Here is an 18,977-nt window from a genome sequence, read left to right as displayed (position 1 = left end):
GGTAGTGTAAAGTAGTCTATGAAAAAATGGAGCTGAAAAAATGGCTCCATCGGAACCTTGAAAATTGCAGATATATTAGCTTTTGGCGGTGTCCACCACCCTTGACGGCACACCAAAACAATGCTCTGAACGTCTTACCGACGGCGAAGAACTCAAGAACAGATAGGTTTCTCCGTCTAATTCACAGCATTATAGCATTGTTTTTGCGTGCCATCAAGGGCAGAGCCAGAACCGCTGGTTCTGGTGGCTGGATATTTTACCTTCGGCTCGGAATCTAAGAACAGATAGAGGCTTCGCTCTGCTGTTTCAGGATTGTCTGCTGGCCCAGGTAGATGAGAAGCTGCCATTTTCCGGGCATGTTCCCGGCACCTTCCAAAAGCTCCACTTTGTTCAGTGGTTCTTTGCCGCCGGATATCTCATGGGGACGCAGGAAATTATAATAAGCGACCCAAAGAGAAATGCTGTGGACAGCACCATCTTCCGTCCCATACCCACAGGTAATGCGGTAGGATTCCTTGAAGGTACGGTTCAGGCGCTCAATGAGCTGCTTGAACGGACGGAATTTTTTCGACACTTCATCGTCATTTGTAAGACCGATGACCTGGGTGATGAAGACGTCCCAATCCTTTTCGAGCTTAAACTGTTGGGCAGCAAGTGGATAGGCACTATAACCATCCGCGATAAATTTCAGGGCTTTGCCGGGGAATTCCTTAAACTTGTCAAATGCCATACGCATGGTAAGGATGCAGGGACCGACATCTCTGGAGGTTGAGACCTGATATCCCAGGATAGAACGGGATACTGCGTCCATGATGAGCCAGACATAGGACTTCACGCCTTTGATTTTTATGTAAGTTTCATCGGCAGCCAGTTCATGGGAAGGATTGTAGTCATAGGAATCCACGAAAGGCCGTATGAGGACAGCAGCAGTTTTGGCATAGTTGTTTACCATGGTGTGTGAGATTTCAATTCCATGGATTTCTTTCAGGGCTTGTACAGTTTGGCGGAGAGACAGCTTGAGGTTCACCCGGTAGGTGAGGCATAATCCCATGATATAGGCATTGTTCTTTTTATACTTGAAAGAGGTTGCCCATTTGGGGAGCTGATTCAGATCCATATCGAAGAAGTTCACGGAGAACTCCCGGTAGAGATACCGCAGCTTGTACTTCCAGTATTCTGATTTTGGAAGCTTTTTCGGAAGCTTTTTCAGGTTCCGTTTGTAATAGGAGCAGTTGTCATTGACGCATTTGTGGACACGGAAATGTTTACGGTCTTTGACCGGCTGCAGGGCATGGCCGCAGTAGGGGCACTGGAGTTTTAGAGGAGTCGTTACTTTCTCACCGTTGACAAAGGTTTGACCGCAGATCTTGCATTTGAATTGACCGCGACCACCGGAGTTATCATAGAGGTACTCATGCGGAGCACCGCAGAGGGGACATACGGTATCTTCAGGGACAGTGCGGGTCTTGCCATTTTGAGTTTTGACAGGTTTAACTGCTTTGCCGTAGCGAAGCCGGTAATACTCGTTCCAGAGCAGCCAGTCTTGTTTGATGAAAGGCTTAATGACAGGCAGCTTATCCGTGAGGAATTTCTGGTATTTGGGGCTGTGGATCTCATCATGAGCCCACTGTTTGAGAGGAATGTATCTGCAGATAAAGAGAATAAGCCAGCAAATAGTGTTGTATTGTTCTTGAATGATAGTAAGTAAATAGAGTATAATGTTATCCATAAGCAATGATTTACCTTTCGTATTTTGTTTTTGTGGTGATTACATTATATACGAAAAAAGGGGGTCATTGCTTTTTTATTTGCAAAAGTGATGAATGCCTTGAAAATATAAGGTTTTAAAGAAAAATAGGACTGTAAAACTTTACAGTACCTCCAACCACAAGGGTGTTGATTCATGAAAAAAGCTCGCTAGCGCCACCAGGGGAGACAATGGCATTTAAACTGGGAGACGAAGAAGGATTTCGATGGGTGGGAGCTTATGAGATTTCCGCAGATGAATTGTTAGATGGAAAAGAAGGAAAAGCAACAGAAACAAAGCTGGAGCGAGGGAGAAAATTGATCAGGGAACTGCTTGCTGATAAAAAAGAAATTTCAATCAGGGAATTAGACGAAAAGGCAAAGGAGCAGGGAATATCCGGGAGGACAATGCGTGATGTGAGAAGCCGAATGAAGAATGAGTTGGAGTACCAAGTAAATGAAAAGCAGGAGAATAGTATTCGATTAAAAGAATGATGGGTGGCAGAGTCATCGAAGCAAATACAGATTTTTATAGATACCCTATCTGCCACCTGCCGTCTGCCGGTGCATGAATACTTTCAAGTATCAGGAGTAAGTAAAAGTAGATTGACAGATAATATAGAAAAGCGTATTATAATAATAAGAGGTGGGATTTCCCACACAAATGCTTGCGTAGGAGGTGTTGATAATGGAAGCAATGAAAGATTATGTTGCCCATCTGGATAACAAAAAAAGAATTACTCTCAGAGGAGCTGCTTATCAGTATTATAATGTAAAAGAATATGGAAATGGCTGCATTATTCTGGAACCTCGGGAACTGGCAGTGCCAGAGTGCATTTCAGCCAGAACTCTGGCAGATATGGATCGTGCAGTAAGCAATTTTAAAAGAGGCGATGTTTCCCAGGCTATTGACCTGTCAGATTTTTAAAAGGAATGAGAGATGAATTTTAATATACGAATGGGAATTCCTGAAATGCAGGAACTTTGGTTAGATCTGCAGGAGAAATATCGTTCCGGTAATATAAAAAAGAAGGAAGAACAGTTGTATAAAAAATGGGGAAAGGCTTTAAAGCTGTTGTCGGCTGATCCGGGTTATCCGAGTCTTCAAACCCATGAAATAGAGCCATTATCCAGACGTTACGGAATGAAAGTGTGGCAATCTTATCTGGAAAATAAAACCAGTGGCGCAATGAGAATGTACTGGGTTTATGGACCAGACCAGAAAGATATTACAATTATTGGATTGGAGCCACACCCGGAAGATAAGAAAAATGGCGCATACGACCGAATTTCACTGTCGGATTTGTAGAATAAAACTGAATATGGAACTTAACACGAGCAGTTAGTCTATGAAAAATAGGTTAGCTGCTTTTTTCATGCAGAAAAGGAGGTGCGGTGTATGGGATATGCACGTAAAGATGTAGAGAAAACAAAGAAAATAGCAAAGAAATTCGTCCGTTATCAGGAAGGGGCAGAGCTTTACAGCATTGGGCTGACGAAATTCCAGGAGCTGGCGAAAGAAGCCAAAGCAGTGTATAAGATTGACAAGGTTGCCCTTGTAAACTGTGAGATATTTGAAAAGTATCTGGAGACATTCCGGATTGCGTAGGGAAGAAAAAATTGTGGAAGGACGAAAAACAGGGATTGACTTTTCGTCATACGAAAACTATAATGAAGATGTGGAGGAATAAGAACAGATATGGCGAAGACAGGAAGACCAAAGTCGGAAAATGTAAAAAAGAAAGTATTGAGTATCCGGGTGGAAGATTCTATGTATAAGCGTATCTGCGATTATGCCGGAAAGCACAAAATGACTGTGACAGAAGTTGTCCTGCAGGGACTGGAAAGAATTTTGAACAGACCTGAATAACATGAAGTCCTTCCTTTATTGAAGGAGGATTTTATATGGCACAGACAAGAAAAGATCTGCGAGGCAGAGTCTTGCGGAAAGGTGAATCACAGAGACGTTCCGATGAGAGGTATGTATATACTTATACAGATCCCCTTGGAAGACGTAAGTATGTTTATGCACAAGACCTTGTAACGCTTCGAGAAAAAGAAGCACAGCTCATGAAAGACCAGATGGACGGTCTGGATATTTATGTTGCCGGAAAGGCTACAGTAAATTTTGTATTTGACCGCTACATGAGTCTCAAAAACAATCTGAAACCAACGACCAAGAGTAATTATCTTTATATGTATGACCGATTTATCCGGGATACATTTGGAAAGCGGAATATAGCAGAGATTAAGTATTCTGATGTGGTGCAGTTCTATAATCATTTGACCAAGAAGCAGGAACTGAAGATTAACACATTGGAAACCATTCATACGTTATTGCATCCAACTTTTCAACTGGCTGTAAGGGATGACATTATCAGAAAAAATCCTACGGATGGAGTCATGGCAGAATTAAAGAAAAACTTAGGCATGAAGACCGGTGTGAGACATGCACTGACAATTCCACAGCAGAGAGCATTTATGGAATATATTGCTGCGCATCCGATTTATTTTCACTGGTGGCCGATTTTTACGATTTTTCTTGGAACCGGGTGCCGGATTGGAGAAGTTTTAGGGCTTCGATGGGAAGACATTGATTACGAGAAGCGGATTATCAGCATCAATCATAATCTGACGTATTATCCGGTAGGAGAAGACCGGGCATCGGAAAATCACATTTCGACGCCGAAAACAGAAGCCGGAATGCGTACGATTCCCATGTTGGATACAGTGAAAGATGCTTTTGAAATGATCTGGGAAGAGCAGAAAGAAAATGGCTGGACAGATGCAGAGATTGACGGAATGACAGGCTTTGTTTTCTGTAACCGTTATGGAAATATAATGAATGCCCAGTCAGTCAATCGAGCAATCAAGAGAATCTCATCTGCTTATAACGCAACAGAAGAAATAGAGGCAAAAAAAGAGCATCGGGAGCCGGTGCTGTTGCCGGATTTTTCAGCGCACAGCTTGAGACACACATTTTGCACAAGGCTTTGTGAAAGAGAAACAAACCTGAAAATAATCCAGTCGATCATGGGGCATAAGGATATTCAGACCACTATGGATATCTATGCAGAAGCGACAGAGGAGAAAAAACAGGAAACATTTGAACATTTGGCTGCAACAATGGATGTATTTTAAGAAGGGCTTATGAACCCTTTCATCTGACAACAGAAATAACCAAATGACATCAAATTGACAACAGATATGATTTGACAATGATTCATCATGAATGGTGATGAAGAGAAGACAATTTAATAGAAATAGCACAGCGAAGCATCACGAAGGGTAATGAAGAAAAATCAAAAAAATTCCCGACGATGAAGACTTTGGATAAATAAAGCCAGTAAAATCAAGGGTTTGCGGACTTTGAAGCCGTAAGGTACGACAAAAGTACGACAAATTAAACTCTCTTAACGGGTGAAAATAAGCGATAATAAAATAAACTCGTGTCAGTTCAACTGAATATTTTGTACGATAAGGACATTTTTCTAAGAGCGATTTTAGGGAAGTGTCCTTTTTGTTATGGTCATAAATTAAAAAATAATTTAGTTGGAGGAAACGAAGATGGCAGACACAGCGACAAGAGCAAACAAAAGAGATTCGCACACGATTATTTTCAAGAACAGGGAACACGAAAAATTTTATAAGGAGTATCTGCAGAAGTGCAGATACCAGGACGTATACCACAGGGCACTAGTGTATTGCCTTGGAATTGACAGGGATACAAGAGATCATGTGAAACAGATATACGATTTTAAGTCGGGAAATGTGAAGCCAGAGTGCTTACGGGATGGATGGCAGACCAGCGGCAGCGTGAAGATTGTGCGGATGGCATTTAATCTGTACTGCAACGGTACGCCGAGTGTCTATAGTTATGACGATTCGGATGCTGATGGGCAGTTACATGAAATGAGTTGCTACACTGTGGAAGAGTTATTCTGCTGCGGTTACGCAAGGTACTTTTGGGAGGCAATCAAAATCCGTTATCCAGAGTATTGCTTTTATGTGGATTGGGAGGATATGTATGCTGAAAATTAGGATGCAGGGGACAGTTCAGGATATCCAATGGTTTAAGGGACTTCTGGAACGGCATAAGGAAATAAAGGTAAAATCAGTTTCAGAACCATTTGCGAACAAGGGGACAAAAAGATATTTTCGCGTTTATGCAGAGATAGAGAACGAAGTAGAAAAAGAGAAACAGCAGAGGGAGGGTGTGGCAGATGCAGAAAATCCAGTTTGAATATTTCCGGGGCATGGAAGCGGAACAATACCATTTTTACCGCGTACCGAAGGTACTATTTACAGCAGAATGCTTCAAGTCACTCTCTTGCGAGGCAAAGGTTTTATACGGTCTGATGCTGGACCGTATGAGCCTGAGCGTCAAGAACCGCTGGTTTGACGAAGAGGATCGGGTATATATTATTTTCACTGTGGAGGAAATCATGGAACTGCTTGGCTGTGCAAGGCAGAAGGCAAGCCGGAACATTGCAGAGCTTGATACGGAAAAAGGGATCGGGCTAATTGAGAAGAAACGGCTGGGGCTTGGAAAACCGAACGTGATTTATGTAAAAAACTTTATGATTATGGACTGTCCGGAGCCGGAGAAAAAAGAAAAACAGCCGGAAAACGCCGAAAATACGCAGAAGTATGAAAATCAAACTTCAAGAAGTTCCAAAATCATACTCTAATAAGACTGATATTAACAAGACTGAATATAGTGAGACTGATTACAGTGATACAGAGTTTAACGAGACTGATCTGAGTGAGACTGAGAAAATCTTATCCAATCCAATCTTATCTGCAGAAGTGGAAGGACATTCGGATGGGATGGATGCGATAGGGAAAATGGATGCTTACCGGGAATTGATCCGGGAGCGTATTGAGTACCCATGCCACAAGAGCAAAGAGGTGGACGAACTTGTGGAGTTGGTCGTGGAAGTCCTGATGATGCCAGATGACAGCACCTTGCGGATTGCCGGGGTAGAAAAACCTGTGACGCTTGTTAAGAGCCACTTTATCAAGCTGGATTATTCGCACATCGAGTATGTGCTGTTCAGTCTGCAGAAAAATACGGCAAAGGTGGGGAATATCAAGGCTTATCTGCTGACAACGCTTTATAACGCCACAATGACGATGAACCATTACTATCAGGCGGAAGTGAACCATGACCTGTATGGAGGTGGCTGATATGATGGTGTATGAATTTACAAAAAGAGTGATTGTCCCGGTTGTGGCAGCAATATTTCTGGCGGCGTTATTTTATCCGTTGTGCGTGGAAAATAGCGTTTGCGATTATCTAAAATTGTGGGTACTTATGGGGATTCCGTTTGGCGTACACCGGATGTTTGTGTGGGTAATCCCGAAAGGGTTTGACCTCGGCGGTACAGTAGGTATACTGGTAATAAATCTGCTAATTGGCGGTGTGATCGGTGGTATGATTTTAGCATGGAGGTTGGTTATGGCAGCCGTTTATCTGGTGCGGTATGTGTGTATGGGTATCTTTCGGTTAGTCGGGAAGAGTAAGAAAATATTTTCAGAATGATTGTTTTAGTAATGGCAGAAAGAATAAAAAGTGAATAGATATTCCTAAAAAGCAGCGAAACTCTCCGGTTTGGCTGTTTTTTCGTTGCCAAGCATCCGGAGGAAGTTGCTGGTGGGTTCTGGAGGTGGAAAACAAAAGTTAAAAAAGGCTGGTTTTGCGGCATATGGCGAAAAGCTACGGAGAATATCGCAGGGAAGGAGACATTGCATTGGGTAGTCGAGTGGTTTCGCAAGGGTTAATGGAGACAGGGGAACGCATAAGGAAACGCAGGCAGGAACTTCGTTGGTCGCAGGAATATTTTGCGGAAAAAGCCGGGATCAGCGTTAATACGGTAATCCGCATTGAAGGTGGTCAGTCTGCAACATCTATTGAGGTGTTTGAAAAAATCGCGGAAGCATTAAAGACTGACGTAAACACACTGCTTGGGAAAACAGCGGCGGTACCGCCGGAAGAAAAACAGCTTTATCATATGGCTTGCCGTATACGTCGGCTGGATAAAAACGGACAGGAGATCGTGATGCGGACAATGGACGTTTTGATTGACGAGATCAGGAGAAACTCGAAATTCTAGTGAAAATTACATAGGCAGGAGGTATTGGAGTGGGAAATCGTGTCGTTTCAAAGCGTTTGATGGAAATAGGAGAACGGATAAGAGAACGTAGGCAGACGCTCCGCTGGTCGCAGGAAAAACTGGCAGAGATGGCGGATGTCAGCCTGAACACAGTGAGCCGAATAGAGGGCGGGCAGAGCGATATGTCCATTGAGGTATTCCGGCGGCTTGCACAGGCATTGGGAACGAGCGCCAGTGAACTGGTGGGGGATATGGAAGTCATGGAAGGGGATGGGCATATACAGAGAATGTCGGCAAGAGTGCGGAGATTGCAGCAGAAGGATAGGGAGGTTGTGTTCCGGACAGTGGACGCATTGGTAGATGCACTTTCAGATGATATATCGGAGAAAGCATAAAAAGTATCATTCATTATCAAACAGAAATGTATTATTGGCTGAAAGAAAATTGGGACAAAGGGAAATTTAAAGATAGCGGTTGAAAATTCGATTGTCATCATTTATAATCGCTTTAACACGTTAATTCATAAAAATAAAATTGGAGGGATAAAAATGGGACTGACATATTACCTCAAAGGAGATTACCTGTTTCCGAATCTGACAATAGAAAGCAGTGAAAATTCCATAGGGAAATACGGGATGCTACGCAGGACATTTCTAAAAGAAAACCGAAGCAACTGGTATCAGAGTATGATGCTGACTGGAAAACTGGACAGGCATCTTCTGGAGATTGAGAAAACGGCACAGGAAAGGATGGAGATTTTAATGGAGAAACTGCTGCAGAAGTATCCGGCACTGGATAAGGAAGCAGATCCGCTTGCGTGGACGGCGCATATGAATATGCTGACGGCGATGGCAGAAGAATGCGTGATGAATAATCTGGCGTACAGATAATGAAAAGCAGCTTTAAAATTTCATAAAATAATAAAAAAATATGGTGGTTGACGTCCGGAAAAATCTGATTTAGAATAAAATTAAAGAAAAGGCAGTAAAGCAAATATATGGTTTATTGTCTTTTCAGCATATACTATTATAAGCCATTTGGAGAAGGAGGTGCGATTATGGCTACATCGAGTATTTTTGCAAAAGTTCGTATTGACGATCCGAAGCAGGCGGAAGCCTTTATAGATGCGCTGGCAGCTTCAGAGAATAAGCCTAAGAGAAAGCCGTCTGCACCAGTAAAACCGCCGTTGACAGATTATGATGCGATCCGGCGGCTGATGGCAAAGGGAGAAGCAGGCAAATGAGACAGTTCGATACGATAAATATTTTAGATATGTTGGGAGCAATCGGAGAGACAGAACTAAAAAAGTGTCTTTCCGATTTTCCTGTCCGATCAATCCGGAAATTGAACAATTCGTAGTAAATAATGCAATCGAGTTTGCAAGGAAGAAATTGTCTGTTACATATTTTGTGGTAAATGAACATGGTAAGATAGCGGCAGTTTTTACACTGGCCCATAAAGCGGTTGAGATTGGCAGCGCAAATCTGTCCAATTCTAAGCGGAAGAAAATAAGCAGATATGCAATACTGGATTTGGAATCAGACAGCTATACGGTATCCGCCTTTCTGATCGCGCAGTTTGGAAAAAATTATGCTGTGGATGAAGGAAAGGGAATCAATGGAAATGAATTGATGGATCTGACATTTGAAATTCTGGAAAAGGTTCAGCACGATATTGGCGGGGGAATCGTATTTCTGGAATGTGAGGATAAGGTAAAGCTATTGAATTTCTACCAGAGTGAAAAGAATGGATTTATGCCATTTAACGAAAGATATTCTGTAAATGACCATACAAAGTATATCCAGCTATTTAATTTCTTTTAGCATTCAAGTGAAAAACCAGAAAGTCAGTAATGGGGCCTTCTGGTTTTTCTTTGTAAAGCGTCGGAAGATAATACTATATTTTGCGTATCTGTTGGAAATCCCCTGCCATTTTTAGAACTTCTTATTTCATCCTAAAAATATCAGAAAGTCCCTGCCCGATTGCTTTCCGCATTTCCAGTGAATGGATGCCGCCAGTATTAAAGTGGCGGGCAATCTGATTCAGGTTATTCCCAATCTTTCCAAATTCAAAAATCAGTTTCTTCAGTTCCGGCAGATCTGCCACAAGTTCATATTTTGCAATGACTTTTCCTTTCATTAATTGGCGGCGTATATATTCTGAGAGCGACAGTTCGACTCGTCGGGCATTCTCAGATATAATTTCATATTGAACATCTGTAAGCCGGAGATTGATGTGGTGCGTGTAAGTTATTTCTGGTTCTTTTTTCGGTCTTGCCATAAAATTTCATATTTCCTTTCCGTAAAATTGTATTCATATATGAGCCGATTGGAAGGACGATATGGATAACAGTGGAAAGCATTTTTAACAAAATCATGAGATTTTCGTGATAGGTAGAATCACGCTGCAACTGTTTTTGAACAGGAGCCAATTTTGCATATTTGAAAAATACGCGTTGCCCGAGGGTATGGGGCGCTGGACATCCGGTGGATGTCCGCTTAGCGCGGACCGAAGCGGAGCGTAGACCAAAATCCCCATCAAGATTGTCGGCATGCAGAAATCCCCGAATGGGGTTTCTGTAATACGCGGCGAATCTTGCTCTTTGAATTGTGACCATATAACATGTTTGATTTTATAATTATTTCCTTTTCAAAAATAAGCGCAAAGAAACTACAGCAGAGTTTCCTTGCGCGAAGTGTTATATAGATTTTGACAGGTATCAGGACTTTGGAAGTTGGCTTGTATATTGCTTTATTTTAATAATGACAAATACAGCCACTACCAGTTCTGTAATGGGCATAGCGAACCAGATCGCGTCTGCTCCTGCGACAGCGGGAAGCAGATAAATGAGACATCCGCTGATCACTGCGCCTCTTGCCACTGATACAAGGAAAGAAGTGCGTGGTTTCATCAGCGCCTGGAAATAGTAGGTCGAAAAAATGTTAAGCGGCAGCAGGAGAAAGCTGATGGCATAACTGCGGATGATTCCCGGAGCAATCGCAAGTATTTCGTCTGTCGGAGTCATAAAAATGCGGACGAAGAGGTTGGGAGCAAGTTCGGCAAGCGCTGTCCAGATCAAACCAAATACGGCAGCCGTTCCCAATGCGTATTTTAAAATCTGACTGATCCTTTCCCCTTTTCCCGCACCGAAGTTGGCCGAAATAATCGGCTGGGAAGCCTGCCCGATACTGTAAGCGCAGCACTGGACAAAGGTGCTGATGTTGATGATGATACCATAAACGGATAAAGCATTTGTGCCCAGATACTTCAAAATCTGCCGGTTAAAGAGCATAGTCAGAATCCCCATTGCCACGTCAATAAAAAATGTGGAAAAACCGGTCACACTGATCGTTTTCAGTTTGGAAAGCAGCTTTGTCGGCTTTACCAGTCGCAGGGTATTCTTTTTGCTTCGGAAATGGGTCAGCATCATCAACAGAGAAAATACGGAACCCATAGCGGTGGCAAGTCCGGCGCCCATGATTCCCATGTCCAGAATGAACACAAAGAAATAGTCGCCGAATACGTTGAAGATTCCGCCAAACAGCACTGCCTTTGTCGCAAGCCCGGGATTGCCATCGTTGCGCAAAAAGGCAGCCATTAACTGCGTGAACAGAAAACTTGGCACTACAAATTTTACCGGGAACAGATAGCTTCTGGATAATGGAAGCAAAGTTTCCTTTGCACCGAATAATTTTAATAAGTTCGTATCAAAGAACAGGATTCCAATCCAGGCGATAACCGCTAAAAATACAACGCCGATTACAGCGGCGGTAAAGTATTCGTTGGATTCTTTTTGGTTGTCCTTTGACCTGCCCCGCAGGGTGGAAAAAAGTACGGAACCGCCGATTCCCATCAGGAGCCCCAGACTGTATATGATATTCCAGATGGGAGCAACAACGGCAAGCGCCGCCGTACCGTTCGGTCCTTGGTACTGACCGACCATCGCCATATCGACGACGCCATAAATGGATGAGATCAGCGCGCTGCCGAAGGCTGCTGTCAGATACTTAAAATACATAGGCTTGATTTTACTTGTGAGAAAATCCATATTGCGTCCTCCTTAAAATAAAATTACTCAGAACAACTTAGAAAAGGTCCACCGGACCTTTTCACGTATGCTTGGCAACAAAAAAGCTGGATAAAGTCTTACAGGCATTGCAGCCTGTTGCCTTATCCAGCCTATCACTTCTGAAGAATGATATGCCCTCCGAGCAAGCGCCTTCATCATACAGTATGGAATCGGATTTGTCAATCTGAAAATTTCAAAAAATTTTTGAAAAACACATTGACTTTTATCCGTACTCGGATTATAATTTCATCCGACTTCGGATAAAGGAGGCGAAACATGGAAGTATCAACGGTTTTTGTGTTGGCAACATTTAACCGACTTCATAAAAAAATGAATGTGCTGTATCACGACTATGCTAAATCAGTAGGATTATCGGATGCGGCTTTCTGGCTTTTATACTCTTTGTATGAGCATGGTCAGTCCTGTACTCAGAAAGATTTGTGCAGTGCGTGGTTTTATGCGCCGCAGACAATCAACACAGCATTAAAAAATCTGGAAGAACAGGGATTTATTAAACTGGAACTTGCCCCTAAGAGCCGTAAGAACAAGCAGATATTTTTTACAGATAAGGGAAAAACCCTTATTGATGAAAAAATTGTTCCATTGGTTCATGCGGAAGAACGGTCATTTGACAGGCTGGAAGAGCAGGAACGAAGCCAGTTATTAGCGCTTACCCAAAAGCATATTGAAATTGTGGAGGAAGAAATAAGAAAAATAAATAGCACGTCATCGGAGGACGGATCATCGCAATGATTGGCAGTCGAGCGGAAGATGTCGGGTGCGCCCGGTTATTGAAAAATAACCGGGCATTTTTATGTTGTCATGCATCCGAAAGGAGCTGTCGGCGGCAGATCCTGTAGGTTTCGGGAAAGGAGGTTATCTATGAACCATGATATAGACGCCATGCTGAAAAATCTGAATTGCCGGGATAAAGAGATTGATGCGATGTATTATAAAATCGCAGTAAATCTAAATTTATCAGAAAGCGCGTTCTGGATTTTATATATGCTGACGTCTGCGGGACAGGAATGCTCACAGCAGGAAATCAGTCAAAAATTGTCTATTTCAAGACAGACTGTAAATTCTGCGATCTGCAGTCTGATCCAAAGGGGCTATATATTTTTAGAGCGTTCTTCCATTTCAACGCGCAGGAAAAATATACGGATGACAGACAAAGGGGAATTTTTTGTCAGACAATATATTATTCCCTTGCAGGACGCAGAGTATCGGGCATTTTTAAAAATGAAAGAATCCGATCAGGAGAGGTATGTTGCTTTGACGCAAATATTTACGATGAATTTGCAGATAGAAATGGAAAAGTATTTAGGGTTGTGTAAAGAACGAAAATCAGACGATTGATTTATTTAATGAAAGATCAGAAAGGCAGGTAGCATTATGAAAATTATTACAATAAGCAGAGAATTTGGCAGCGGCGGGCGTGAACTTGGAAAACGGCTTGCGGATAGGATGAATATTCCCTGTTATGACCATGAGATTATTGACATGGTTGCGGAAAAGCATGGTTTTGACAAAAATTATGTTGCACATATTTCGGAGAAGGACATTCGTAATTTTTATCAGTCTACGATAGGACACCGCTTTATGATCTATCAGCAGCCAATGGTTCATCAGCCGATCAAGGTAGCGCTTGCGGAGCATGAAATCATCCATCAACTGGCAAAGCAGGGAGACTGTGTGATTGTCGGACGGTGCGCAGATATTGTCTGTGCGGATATGAATCCATTTAATATCTTTGTATATGCAGATCAGATTTCAAAACTGAAGCGCTGCGAGGAACGCGCCGATGAAAAAGAGAATTTATCCGAGAAAGAGATGCTGCGTAAAATAAAGCGGATAGATAAAGAGCGCTCCTCATACCGAGAATTATTTACGGAAAAGGAATGGGGAAAAAAGGAATCTTATCATTTGTGTATCAATACATCCGGCAAAGAAATAAAAACGCTGGTTTCCGGCGTGATGGAATATGCTGAGCGTTGGTTTGAACAGAAATAATGGAGGCAGAAATGGAATCTTCAAGAGGAAAAATTATTTTCAGCAATGTAGCTCCTGCAATCTTATCTAACGCCTGTGTGTTTTTGTTTTCGGTTGTTGATGGGATTTTTGTAGGAAATGGAGCGGGAAGCCAGGCCCTTGGAGCGGTTAATCTGGCTCTCCCTTTTGTATTGCTTGCACAGGCTTTAAATGCAATGGCAAGTATCGGCGGTGTTACCATTACGGCGATCCGCTTCGGTCGAGGTGATAAAGAAGGCGCGCAGAATGCCTTTATGCACTCTCTGACTTTAAATTTGATCGTGGGTATTTTTATTACCCTGTGCGGTTCCGGTTTTACCGGACTGGTCAGCGGATTGCTGGGCGCTTCGGGAGAGTATGTGTCTCTTGTGAAAGAGTATATATTCTGGTATGCGTTGTTCGCCATTCCGAATGCACTTTCTCTGAATCTACAGTTTTTCTGCCGTAATGACGGCTCGCCCGGACTTGTGGCAGTTACCAATGTCATTAGCTCAGGGCTGAATATATTCCTTGACTGGCTGTTTGTATTTCCTATGCAGATGGGAGTTATGGGAGCGGCGGTTGCGACGGGAATTTCACAGACAGTGGGCTTGCTGGTTATTGTGACACATTATATTTTTAAGAAAGGGGATCTTCGAATCCAGCGGTATCAGCCGCAACTCAAACTTTTCAAGAAAATTATATTCCGGGGACTGCCGGAGGCAATCGCGCAGTTTTCCACTCCGGTAACAACGCTCTGTATGAACTATACGTTGATGGCTGCTTTTGGGGATATTGGAATCAATGCTTTTGCGATTATCTCCTATCTTTCGTCATTTACGATGTCCGTATTTTTCGGAGCGTCTGAAGGAATGCAGCCATTGTTCGGTCAGGCTTATGGTGCGAAAAAAGACGACGATTTAAAGTATTATTATCGCGTGGGGCAGATGATCAGCGTTATAGGAAGTGTGCTTTGCGTGGCAGTTTACGTTCTGTTTCCCCATGTACTCTGCCAGCTATTCGGTGCAACCGGAGAGACACTGGAATTTACATCGGCTCATATGTGGGAATACTGCTGGGGCTTTATTGTGGGAAGCGTAAATACGATGCTGTCCGCTTATTTTTACTCTACGAAGCGTTCTGGTCAGGCTATTGCACTTAATATTGTCCGCAGCCTTGTATTGAATTCACTGGTTATCACAGTGCTTCCGAAAATATTCGGAAATGCCGTTGTATGGCATACCTTCGGTATCTATGAAGTCCTTGTGCTGATCATAGCGCTTGTACTGAAAAGAGTATCGGAAAAAAGAGGAATTATTTACAGGTAATATATTTTGGTCATCGGAGGATATACTGTCGCAACAGTATTGTCGAAAAGATGTCGGGTGCGCCCGGTTATTGAAAAATAACCGGGTATTTTTTTATTTAAAATGGTCTACAGGAGGCAGTCTATGAAATTAATTTTGCAGAAGCGAATGAAGAGCAACGCTTAAATGAGAAATTTGAGGACTATGCCCAAACTGCGATCAAAGTAAATAAGCGCTTTGCGATCCTTGATAGTATTTCGGTTTTTGCCATTAATGTTTTTGTGATGCTCGTTTATACATTTAGTGGTTTCCGCATCACAGCCGGTCATTTTCAGATCGGGGATATTACCGCAATTATCGAATACGCAATGCTATCCTTATTCTTTTTGATGATGGCGCAAATGGTAATTCTGACATTGCCGCGTGCTTTGGAGTGCTGTAACCGTATCGGGGAAATCATGGATTTCTCGCCTACGATTGCAGACAAGAAGGACAGGCGTGTGGAAGAAAAGAAAAACCAAAAAGAGGTATTGAGATTTAAAAATGTGTCTTTCCGCTTTGCGGATGCCGATGAATACACACTGAAAAATTTGAACTTCGTATGTGAAAGAGGAAAAACAACAGCCATTATCGGAGGAACGGGCAGTGGAAAATCAACCGTAGCATCGCTGATGATGAGGTTTAATGAAGTGACAGACGGAGCGGTGCACTTAAATGGAGTGGATATCCGTAAGATGCCGCAGGAGCAGTTGAGAGAACATCTTTCCTTTGTTCAGCAGCGGGCGTGGCTGTTTTCCGGAACGATTGCGGAAAATCTGCGTTACGGAAATCCGGATGCGGATGATAAAGAACTCTGGCATGCGCTGGAAATCGCGCAGGCAAAAGACTTTGTAGAGGCGCTGCCTGACAAGCTGGACGCTTTTGTGGCACAGGGCGGTACAAACTTTTCGGGCGGACAAAAACAGCGTCTCTCAATCGCACGTGCCTTAGTGAAAAAACCGGAACTCTATATTTTTGACGACAGCTTTTCTGCCCTGGATTTCAAGACGGATGCCGCGCTTAGAAAAGCTCTGCAGCCGGAAACAAAAAACGCTGCTGTGGTGATTATTGCACAGAGAATCAGCACAATTCTTCATGCGGATCATATCATCGTTTTGCATGAAGGAGAACCGGTGGGGATGGGAAAACACGAGGAACTGCTTAAGAACTGTCCGATCTATAAGGAGATTTATGATTCACAGACAAAGGAGGCGGATGAACATGAGTGATAAGCGGGATATAAAATTCGACAAAGAAGTACCAAAGGATGCGCGAAAAACAGCAATTCGGTTATTTCAGCAGCTTAAAAACCAGAGAGTCAGGCTGACAATCGTTGCTGTCTGCATTGTCTTTTATACGGTGCTGAATGTATGCACTCCGTATTATAGCGCAGGAGTTATTGATAACCTGCTCTCGGCAATCAAAAACTGTGTTGAAGCAGGAACAAGTTTTTCTATTAGCTGGAATCCGCTTGGTCGTCAGATGGTCACATTATTTTTCCTGTATGTGCTTACAAGTGTGTTTTATCATTTTCAAGCATATTTAATGGCGAGTGTAGCGGAACGGTTAATTTTGACTTTGCGAAAGCAGATCAGCAGTAAGCTACATAAGCTTCCTCTTTACTTTTATGACGGAAATAAGCCCGGCGAGATTTTAAGCCGCGTTACCAGTGATTTGGATAAAGTGTCGGAGACTTTACAGACAGGACTTCTGAAGCTGCTGACGGCGATCGGAACGCTTGTCGGGGCAGTGGCGTTTATGATTTATTTCAGCCCGTTGCTTACCGCTGTATTTCTGATTTTTACGGTTATCAGTCTCTGGGTTACAAAAATGGTCGCAAAAAAGAATCTGGAATGTGCCGCTGACCGGCAGCGGGCGCTGGCTTATCTTACCGGCATAGCAGAGGAATACTATACAGGCAGAGATGTGATAAGGGCTTACAACCACGAAAAAGAAAGCATGGAAACAATGAATAGCGCAGTTGATGAATTGCGCAATGCCACAAAAAAGACAGACTTTCTGACAAACTGTGTCAATCCGTTGATCCGTTTGCTGTCGCGCTGTTCACAGGCGGCGATTATGCTTCTTGCGTGCAAATGGATGCTGGAGGGAAGGATGTCCCTGGGCATCGTGCAGGCATTTTTCCAGTATATCAATATGGCGGCGGAACCGCTTACCGAGACCTCTTATATGCTGAATTCCCTGCAGTCTGCATTGGCTTCTGCAGAGAGGACGTTTCACTTCCTGGACGCGGGGGAAGAAAAGCCTGATACCGTTGCTCCTGTGCTCCTGAAAAATGCAAAGGGAGAAATTGCCTTTGAAAATGTCAGCTTTGGGTATGTTCCGGATAAAATGCTGATGAAAAATATCAGCTTTACAGCGAAACCGGGACAAAAGATTGCGGTTGTCGGTTCAACCGGCGCCGGTAAAACAACATTGATCAATCTGCTTATGCGCTTTTATGAGGTAGATGGCGGGAAGATCACAATAGATGGAGTGCCAACTACGGATCTGACGCGGAAGGAGTTAAGGCACAATTTTGGAATGGTTTTACAGGACACATGGCTGTTTGGGGGAACGATAGCAGAAAATATCGCATATGGAAAACCAGACGCGACTATGGAGGAAATCAAGGCGGCGGCAAAAGCGGCGAAAGTGGATTATTTTATCCGCACAATGCCCCAGGGCTACCATACAGTGCTGGATAACGAAGCGGCGAACCTGTCCGTAGGACAAAGGCAGCTTATAACGATTGCACGCGTATTTCTCTGCAATCCGCCGATCATCATTCTGGATGAAGCTACATCCAGTGTGGATACCCGTACAGAAGCAGAGATCGGAAAGGCGATGAAGAAACTGATGAATGGAAGAACCAGCTTTGTGATCGCGCATCGTCTCTCTACGATACGAGACGCCGATAATATCCTGTTTATGGAAAACGGAAACATCATTGAACAGGGTAATCACAAAGAACTGCTTAAAAAACAAGGTGCATATGCTGCGCTGTATTACAGCCAGTTTGCATAACAAATGAAAGGAAAGTAAATTACATGACAACTATCGAAGCAAAAATCGCAGAACTGGAAACCCGGCTCCATCGTTTAACTGTAAATGGAAAGGATAATTATGGAGTACGCAGGAAAATTGAACGCCAGATCAGAACTCTTCGCGAATTACAGGATAAAGGAGGTGTGGTATGCAAAGCAGAGAAGAAATGAAAAACACAGCCATATATGAGAAGCTGATAAATGCTGTAAAGCAATATTTTGCGCATAAAGATATATATTCCATACTTTTACATGGAGGATGCTACTGGCTGACATCGGCTTTACATGAATATATACCGGATTCTGATATTGTATTCCATCGGCAAATGCAGCATTGTGCCTGTGCCTTTAATCGGGGCGTTTACGATGTCCGGGGAAGAATCTCCGCCAGAGGATTCAGGATTGCAACGATGCAGGATATGGAGTATATGAAGAAGCATTTTATACCATGTTTTGATATAGAAGCAATCAATGCTTATTTAAAGAATATCATGCAAAAAGAAAGGACAGTATGCTATGTGGAAAAATAAAAATGGAGAAACAGGAAGCGGTTTAGCTTTTGCTCTTCCCGACGATGAAGTCATTAGACAAATAAAGCCAGTAAAATCAAGGGTTTGCGGTACTTTCATTAGAGGTTTGACAT

At 43.0% G+C, this 18,977-nt stretch carries 27 protein-coding genes; 24 read left to right on the top strand and 3 right to left on the bottom strand.

Annotated features, from left to right (window positions below):
• Positions 1–274: 274 nt before the first annotated feature.
• Positions 275–1,729 (bottom strand): DDE-type integrase/transposase/recombinase, encoded by a 1,455-nt coding sequence (locus OCV99_RS05515; RefSeq protein WP_158368978.1) that lies wholly within the window; start codon positions 1,727–1,729, stop codon positions 275–277.
• Between the two features lie 209 nt (positions 1,730–1,938).
• Here OCV99_RS05515 and OCV99_RS05510 point away from each other — a divergent pair, with 209 nt between their 5' ends.
• From OCV99_RS05510 to OCV99_RS05440, 16 genes are all read left to right on the top strand, one after another.
• On the top strand, positions 1,939–2,241 hold the full coding sequence (locus tag OCV99_RS05510) for a hypothetical protein (RefSeq protein ID WP_262574977.1): 303 nt from the start codon (positions 1,939–1,941) through the stop codon (positions 2,239–2,241).
• Positions 2,242–2,434: 193 nt separating this feature from the next.
• Positions 2,435–2,674 carry a hypothetical protein gene (locus OCV99_RS05505; protein ID WP_055282085.1) on the top strand — a complete coding sequence of 80 codons (240 nt, stop codon included), beginning with the start codon at positions 2,435–2,437 and terminating at the stop codon, positions 2,672–2,674.
• Between the two features lie 12 nt (positions 2,675–2,686).
• Complete coding sequence (locus OCV99_RS05500) at positions 2,687–3,055, top strand: hypothetical protein (protein ID WP_015526702.1); 369 nt, start codon at positions 2,687–2,689, stop codon at positions 3,053–3,055.
• A gap of 90 nt (positions 3,056–3,145) precedes the next feature.
• On the top strand, positions 3,146–3,355 hold the full coding sequence (locus OCV99_RS05495; RefSeq protein ID WP_005609464.1) for a DUF6462 family protein: 210 nt from the start codon (positions 3,146–3,148) through the stop codon (positions 3,353–3,355).
• A 90-nt stretch (positions 3,356–3,445) separates the two neighbouring features.
• Complete coding sequence (locus tag OCV99_RS05490; protein WP_172677201.1) at positions 3,446–3,616, top strand: hypothetical protein; 171 nt, start codon at positions 3,446–3,448, stop codon at positions 3,614–3,616.
• A gap of 35 nt (positions 3,617–3,651) precedes the next feature.
• Positions 3,652–4,887: a tyrosine-type recombinase/integrase gene (locus OCV99_RS05485; RefSeq protein ID WP_055282084.1), complete on the top strand. Its 1,236-nt coding sequence runs from the start codon at positions 3,652–3,654 to the stop codon at positions 4,885–4,887.
• A gap of 426 nt (positions 4,888–5,313) precedes the next feature.
• Positions 5,314–5,787 (top strand): DUF6075 family protein, encoded by a 474-nt coding sequence (locus tag OCV99_RS05480; protein ID WP_158368976.1) that lies wholly within the window; start codon positions 5,314–5,316, stop codon positions 5,785–5,787.
• Positions 5,774–5,989: a hypothetical protein gene (locus OCV99_RS05475; RefSeq protein ID WP_158368975.1), complete on the top strand. Its 216-nt coding sequence runs from the start codon at positions 5,774–5,776 to the stop codon at positions 5,987–5,989. Before OCV99_RS05480 ends, OCV99_RS05475 begins: the two co-directional genes overlap by 14 nt.
• Complete coding sequence (locus OCV99_RS18350) at positions 5,970–6,437, top strand: replication initiator protein A (RefSeq protein WP_331490673.1); 468 nt, start codon at positions 5,970–5,972, stop codon at positions 6,435–6,437. The genes OCV99_RS05475 and OCV99_RS18350 overlap by 20 nt, the downstream gene beginning before the upstream one ends.
• Positions 6,397–6,936 (top strand): DUF6017 domain-containing protein, encoded by a 540-nt coding sequence (locus OCV99_RS18345; protein ID WP_331490672.1) that lies wholly within the window; start codon positions 6,397–6,399, stop codon positions 6,934–6,936. Before OCV99_RS18350 ends, OCV99_RS18345 begins: the two co-directional genes overlap by 41 nt.
• A 1-nt stretch (position 6,937) precedes the next feature.
• On the top strand, positions 6,938–7,291 hold the full coding sequence (locus OCV99_RS05465; RefSeq protein WP_158368973.1) for a DUF6050 family protein: 354 nt from the start codon (positions 6,938–6,940) through the stop codon (positions 7,289–7,291).
• A gap of 208 nt (positions 7,292–7,499) precedes the next feature.
• Positions 7,500–7,862 (top strand): helix-turn-helix domain-containing protein, encoded by a 363-nt coding sequence (locus OCV99_RS05460; protein WP_262574974.1) that lies wholly within the window; start codon positions 7,500–7,502, stop codon positions 7,860–7,862.
• A 29-nt stretch (positions 7,863–7,891) separates the two neighbouring features.
• A complete protein-coding gene (locus OCV99_RS05455) occupies positions 7,892–8,257 on the top strand; it encodes a helix-turn-helix domain-containing protein (RefSeq protein WP_158368971.1) in 366 nt (121 codons plus the stop codon).
• Between the two features lie 153 nt (positions 8,258–8,410).
• Positions 8,411–8,752, top strand: coding sequence for a TnpV protein (locus tag OCV99_RS05450; protein ID WP_262574972.1), 342 nt, complete (start codon positions 8,411–8,413; stop codon positions 8,750–8,752).
• A 167-nt stretch (positions 8,753–8,919) separates the two neighbouring features.
• Positions 8,920–9,105 carry a hypothetical protein gene (locus tag OCV99_RS05445; RefSeq protein ID WP_158368967.1) on the top strand — a complete coding sequence of 62 codons (186 nt, stop codon included), beginning with the start codon at positions 8,920–8,922 and terminating at the stop codon, positions 9,103–9,105.
• A gap of 64 nt (positions 9,106–9,169) precedes the next feature.
• On the top strand, positions 9,170–9,685 hold the full coding sequence (locus tag OCV99_RS05440) for a GNAT family acetyltransferase (protein ID WP_262574970.1): 516 nt from the start codon (positions 9,170–9,172) through the stop codon (positions 9,683–9,685).
• Positions 9,686–9,806: 121 nt separating this feature from the next.
• On the opposite strand, the gene OCV99_RS05435 is transcribed toward OCV99_RS05440, so the two are convergent.
• Positions 9,807–10,142 (bottom strand): plasmid mobilization protein, encoded by a 336-nt coding sequence (locus OCV99_RS05435; RefSeq protein ID WP_158368965.1) that lies wholly within the window; start codon positions 10,140–10,142, stop codon positions 9,807–9,809.
• A 439-nt stretch (positions 10,143–10,581) separates the two neighbouring features.
• Complete coding sequence (locus tag OCV99_RS05430) at positions 10,582–11,910, bottom strand: MATE family efflux transporter (protein ID WP_158368963.1); 1,329 nt, start codon at positions 11,908–11,910, stop codon at positions 10,582–10,584.
• A gap of 297 nt (positions 11,911–12,207) precedes the next feature.
• Here OCV99_RS05430 and OCV99_RS05425 point away from each other — a divergent pair, with 297 nt between their 5' ends.
• The 8 genes from OCV99_RS05425 (at position 12,208) to OCV99_RS05390 (ending at position 18,864) form a co-directional block, all read left to right on the top strand.
• On the top strand, positions 12,208–12,684 hold the full coding sequence (locus OCV99_RS05425; protein WP_158368961.1) for a MarR family winged helix-turn-helix transcriptional regulator: 477 nt from the start codon (positions 12,208–12,210) through the stop codon (positions 12,682–12,684).
• A 129-nt stretch (positions 12,685–12,813) separates the two neighbouring features.
• The gene (locus OCV99_RS05420) at positions 12,814–13,290 is read left to right on the top strand and encodes a MarR family winged helix-turn-helix transcriptional regulator (RefSeq protein ID WP_227192091.1); all 477 of its coding nucleotides are present in this window, start codon (positions 12,814–12,816) and stop codon (positions 13,288–13,290) included.
• A gap of 36 nt (positions 13,291–13,326) precedes the next feature.
• Entirely contained in the window at positions 13,327–13,944 is a 618-nt protein-coding gene (locus OCV99_RS05415; RefSeq protein WP_158368957.1) for a cytidylate kinase-like family protein, read from the top strand.
• An 11-nt stretch (positions 13,945–13,955) separates the two neighbouring features.
• Positions 13,956–15,269, top strand: a complete 1,314-nt coding sequence (locus OCV99_RS05410; protein WP_158368955.1) for an MATE family efflux transporter — start codon at positions 13,956–13,958, stop codon at positions 15,267–15,269.
• Positions 15,270–15,649: 380 nt separating this feature from the next.
• On the top strand, positions 15,650–16,516 hold the full coding sequence (locus tag OCV99_RS05405; protein WP_262574965.1) for an ABC transporter ATP-binding protein: 867 nt from the start codon (positions 15,650–15,652) through the stop codon (positions 16,514–16,516).
• Positions 16,509–18,314, top strand: coding sequence for an ABC transporter ATP-binding protein (locus tag OCV99_RS05400; protein WP_262574963.1), 1,806 nt, complete (start codon positions 16,509–16,511; stop codon positions 18,312–18,314). The genes OCV99_RS05405 and OCV99_RS05400 overlap by 8 nt, the downstream gene beginning before the upstream one ends.
• 23 nt (positions 18,315–18,337) lie before the next feature.
• Positions 18,338–18,505: a hypothetical protein gene (locus OCV99_RS05395; protein ID WP_262574961.1), complete on the top strand. Its 168-nt coding sequence runs from the start codon at positions 18,338–18,340 to the stop codon at positions 18,503–18,505.
• A complete protein-coding gene (locus tag OCV99_RS05390; RefSeq protein ID WP_158368951.1) occupies positions 18,484–18,864 on the top strand; it encodes a hypothetical protein in 381 nt (126 codons plus the stop codon). Before OCV99_RS05395 ends, OCV99_RS05390 begins: the two co-directional genes overlap by 22 nt.
• The last annotated feature ends 113 nt before the right edge of the window (positions 18,865–18,977 follow it).

Source organism: Dorea acetigenes (assembly GCF_025567385.1).
Taxonomy (GTDB): Bacteria; Bacillota; Clostridia; order Lachnospirales; family Lachnospiraceae; genus Claveliimonas; species Claveliimonas acetigenes.
This window is presented reverse-complemented; position numbering and strand designations above follow the sequence as displayed.

Coding starts and splice junctions, on each gene's coding strand:
- OCV99_RS05515 (WP_158368978.1), bottom strand. CDS start 1,729: ATGGATAACATTATACTCTATTTACTTACTATCATTCAAGAACAATAC.
- OCV99_RS05510 (WP_262574977.1), top strand. CDS start 1,939: ATGGCATTTAAACTGGGAGACGAAGAAGGATTTCGATGGGTGGGAGCT.
- OCV99_RS05505 (WP_055282085.1), top strand. CDS start 2,435: ATGGAAGCAATGAAAGATTATGTTGCCCATCTGGATAACAAAAAAAGA.
- OCV99_RS05500 (WP_015526702.1), top strand. CDS start 2,687: ATGAATTTTAATATACGAATGGGAATTCCTGAAATGCAGGAACTTTGG.
- OCV99_RS05495 (WP_005609464.1), top strand. CDS start 3,146: ATGGGATATGCACGTAAAGATGTAGAGAAAACAAAGAAAATAGCAAAG.
- OCV99_RS05490 (WP_172677201.1), top strand. CDS start 3,446: ATGGCGAAGACAGGAAGACCAAAGTCGGAAAATGTAAAAAAGAAAGTA.
- OCV99_RS05485 (WP_055282084.1), top strand. CDS start 3,652: ATGGCACAGACAAGAAAAGATCTGCGAGGCAGAGTCTTGCGGAAAGGT.
- OCV99_RS05480 (WP_158368976.1), top strand. CDS start 5,314: ATGGCAGACACAGCGACAAGAGCAAACAAAAGAGATTCGCACACGATT.
- OCV99_RS05475 (WP_158368975.1), top strand. CDS start 5,774: ATGCTGAAAATTAGGATGCAGGGGACAGTTCAGGATATCCAATGGTTT.
- OCV99_RS18350 (WP_331490673.1), top strand. CDS start 5,970: ATGCAGAAAATCCAGTTTGAATATTTCCGGGGCATGGAAGCGGAACAA.
- OCV99_RS18345 (WP_331490672.1), top strand. CDS start 6,397: ATGAAAATCAAACTTCAAGAAGTTCCAAAATCATACTCTAATAAGACT.
- OCV99_RS05465 (WP_158368973.1), top strand. CDS start 6,938: ATGATGGTGTATGAATTTACAAAAAGAGTGATTGTCCCGGTTGTGGCA.
- OCV99_RS05450 (WP_262574972.1), top strand. CDS start 8,411: ATGGGACTGACATATTACCTCAAAGGAGATTACCTGTTTCCGAATCTG.
- OCV99_RS05445 (WP_158368967.1), top strand. CDS start 8,920: ATGGCTACATCGAGTATTTTTGCAAAAGTTCGTATTGACGATCCGAAG.
- OCV99_RS05435 (WP_158368965.1), bottom strand. CDS start 10,142: ATGGCAAGACCGAAAAAAGAACCAGAAATAACTTACACGCACCACATC.
- OCV99_RS05430 (WP_158368963.1), bottom strand. CDS start 11,910: ATGGATTTTCTCACAAGTAAAATCAAGCCTATGTATTTTAAGTATCTG.
- OCV99_RS05425 (WP_158368961.1), top strand. CDS start 12,208: ATGGAAGTATCAACGGTTTTTGTGTTGGCAACATTTAACCGACTTCAT.
- OCV99_RS05420 (WP_227192091.1), top strand. CDS start 12,814: ATGAACCATGATATAGACGCCATGCTGAAAAATCTGAATTGCCGGGAT.
- OCV99_RS05415 (WP_158368957.1), top strand. CDS start 13,327: ATGAAAATTATTACAATAAGCAGAGAATTTGGCAGCGGCGGGCGTGAA.
- OCV99_RS05410 (WP_158368955.1), top strand. CDS start 13,956: ATGGAATCTTCAAGAGGAAAAATTATTTTCAGCAATGTAGCTCCTGCA.
- OCV99_RS05405 (WP_262574965.1), top strand. CDS start 15,650: ATGGTAATTCTGACATTGCCGCGTGCTTTGGAGTGCTGTAACCGTATC.
- OCV99_RS05400 (WP_262574963.1), top strand. CDS start 16,509: ATGAGTGATAAGCGGGATATAAAATTCGACAAAGAAGTACCAAAGGAT.
- OCV99_RS05395 (WP_262574961.1), top strand. CDS start 18,338: ATGACAACTATCGAAGCAAAAATCGCAGAACTGGAAACCCGGCTCCAT.
- OCV99_RS05390 (WP_158368951.1), top strand. CDS start 18,484: ATGCAAAGCAGAGAAGAAATGAAAAACACAGCCATATATGAGAAGCTG.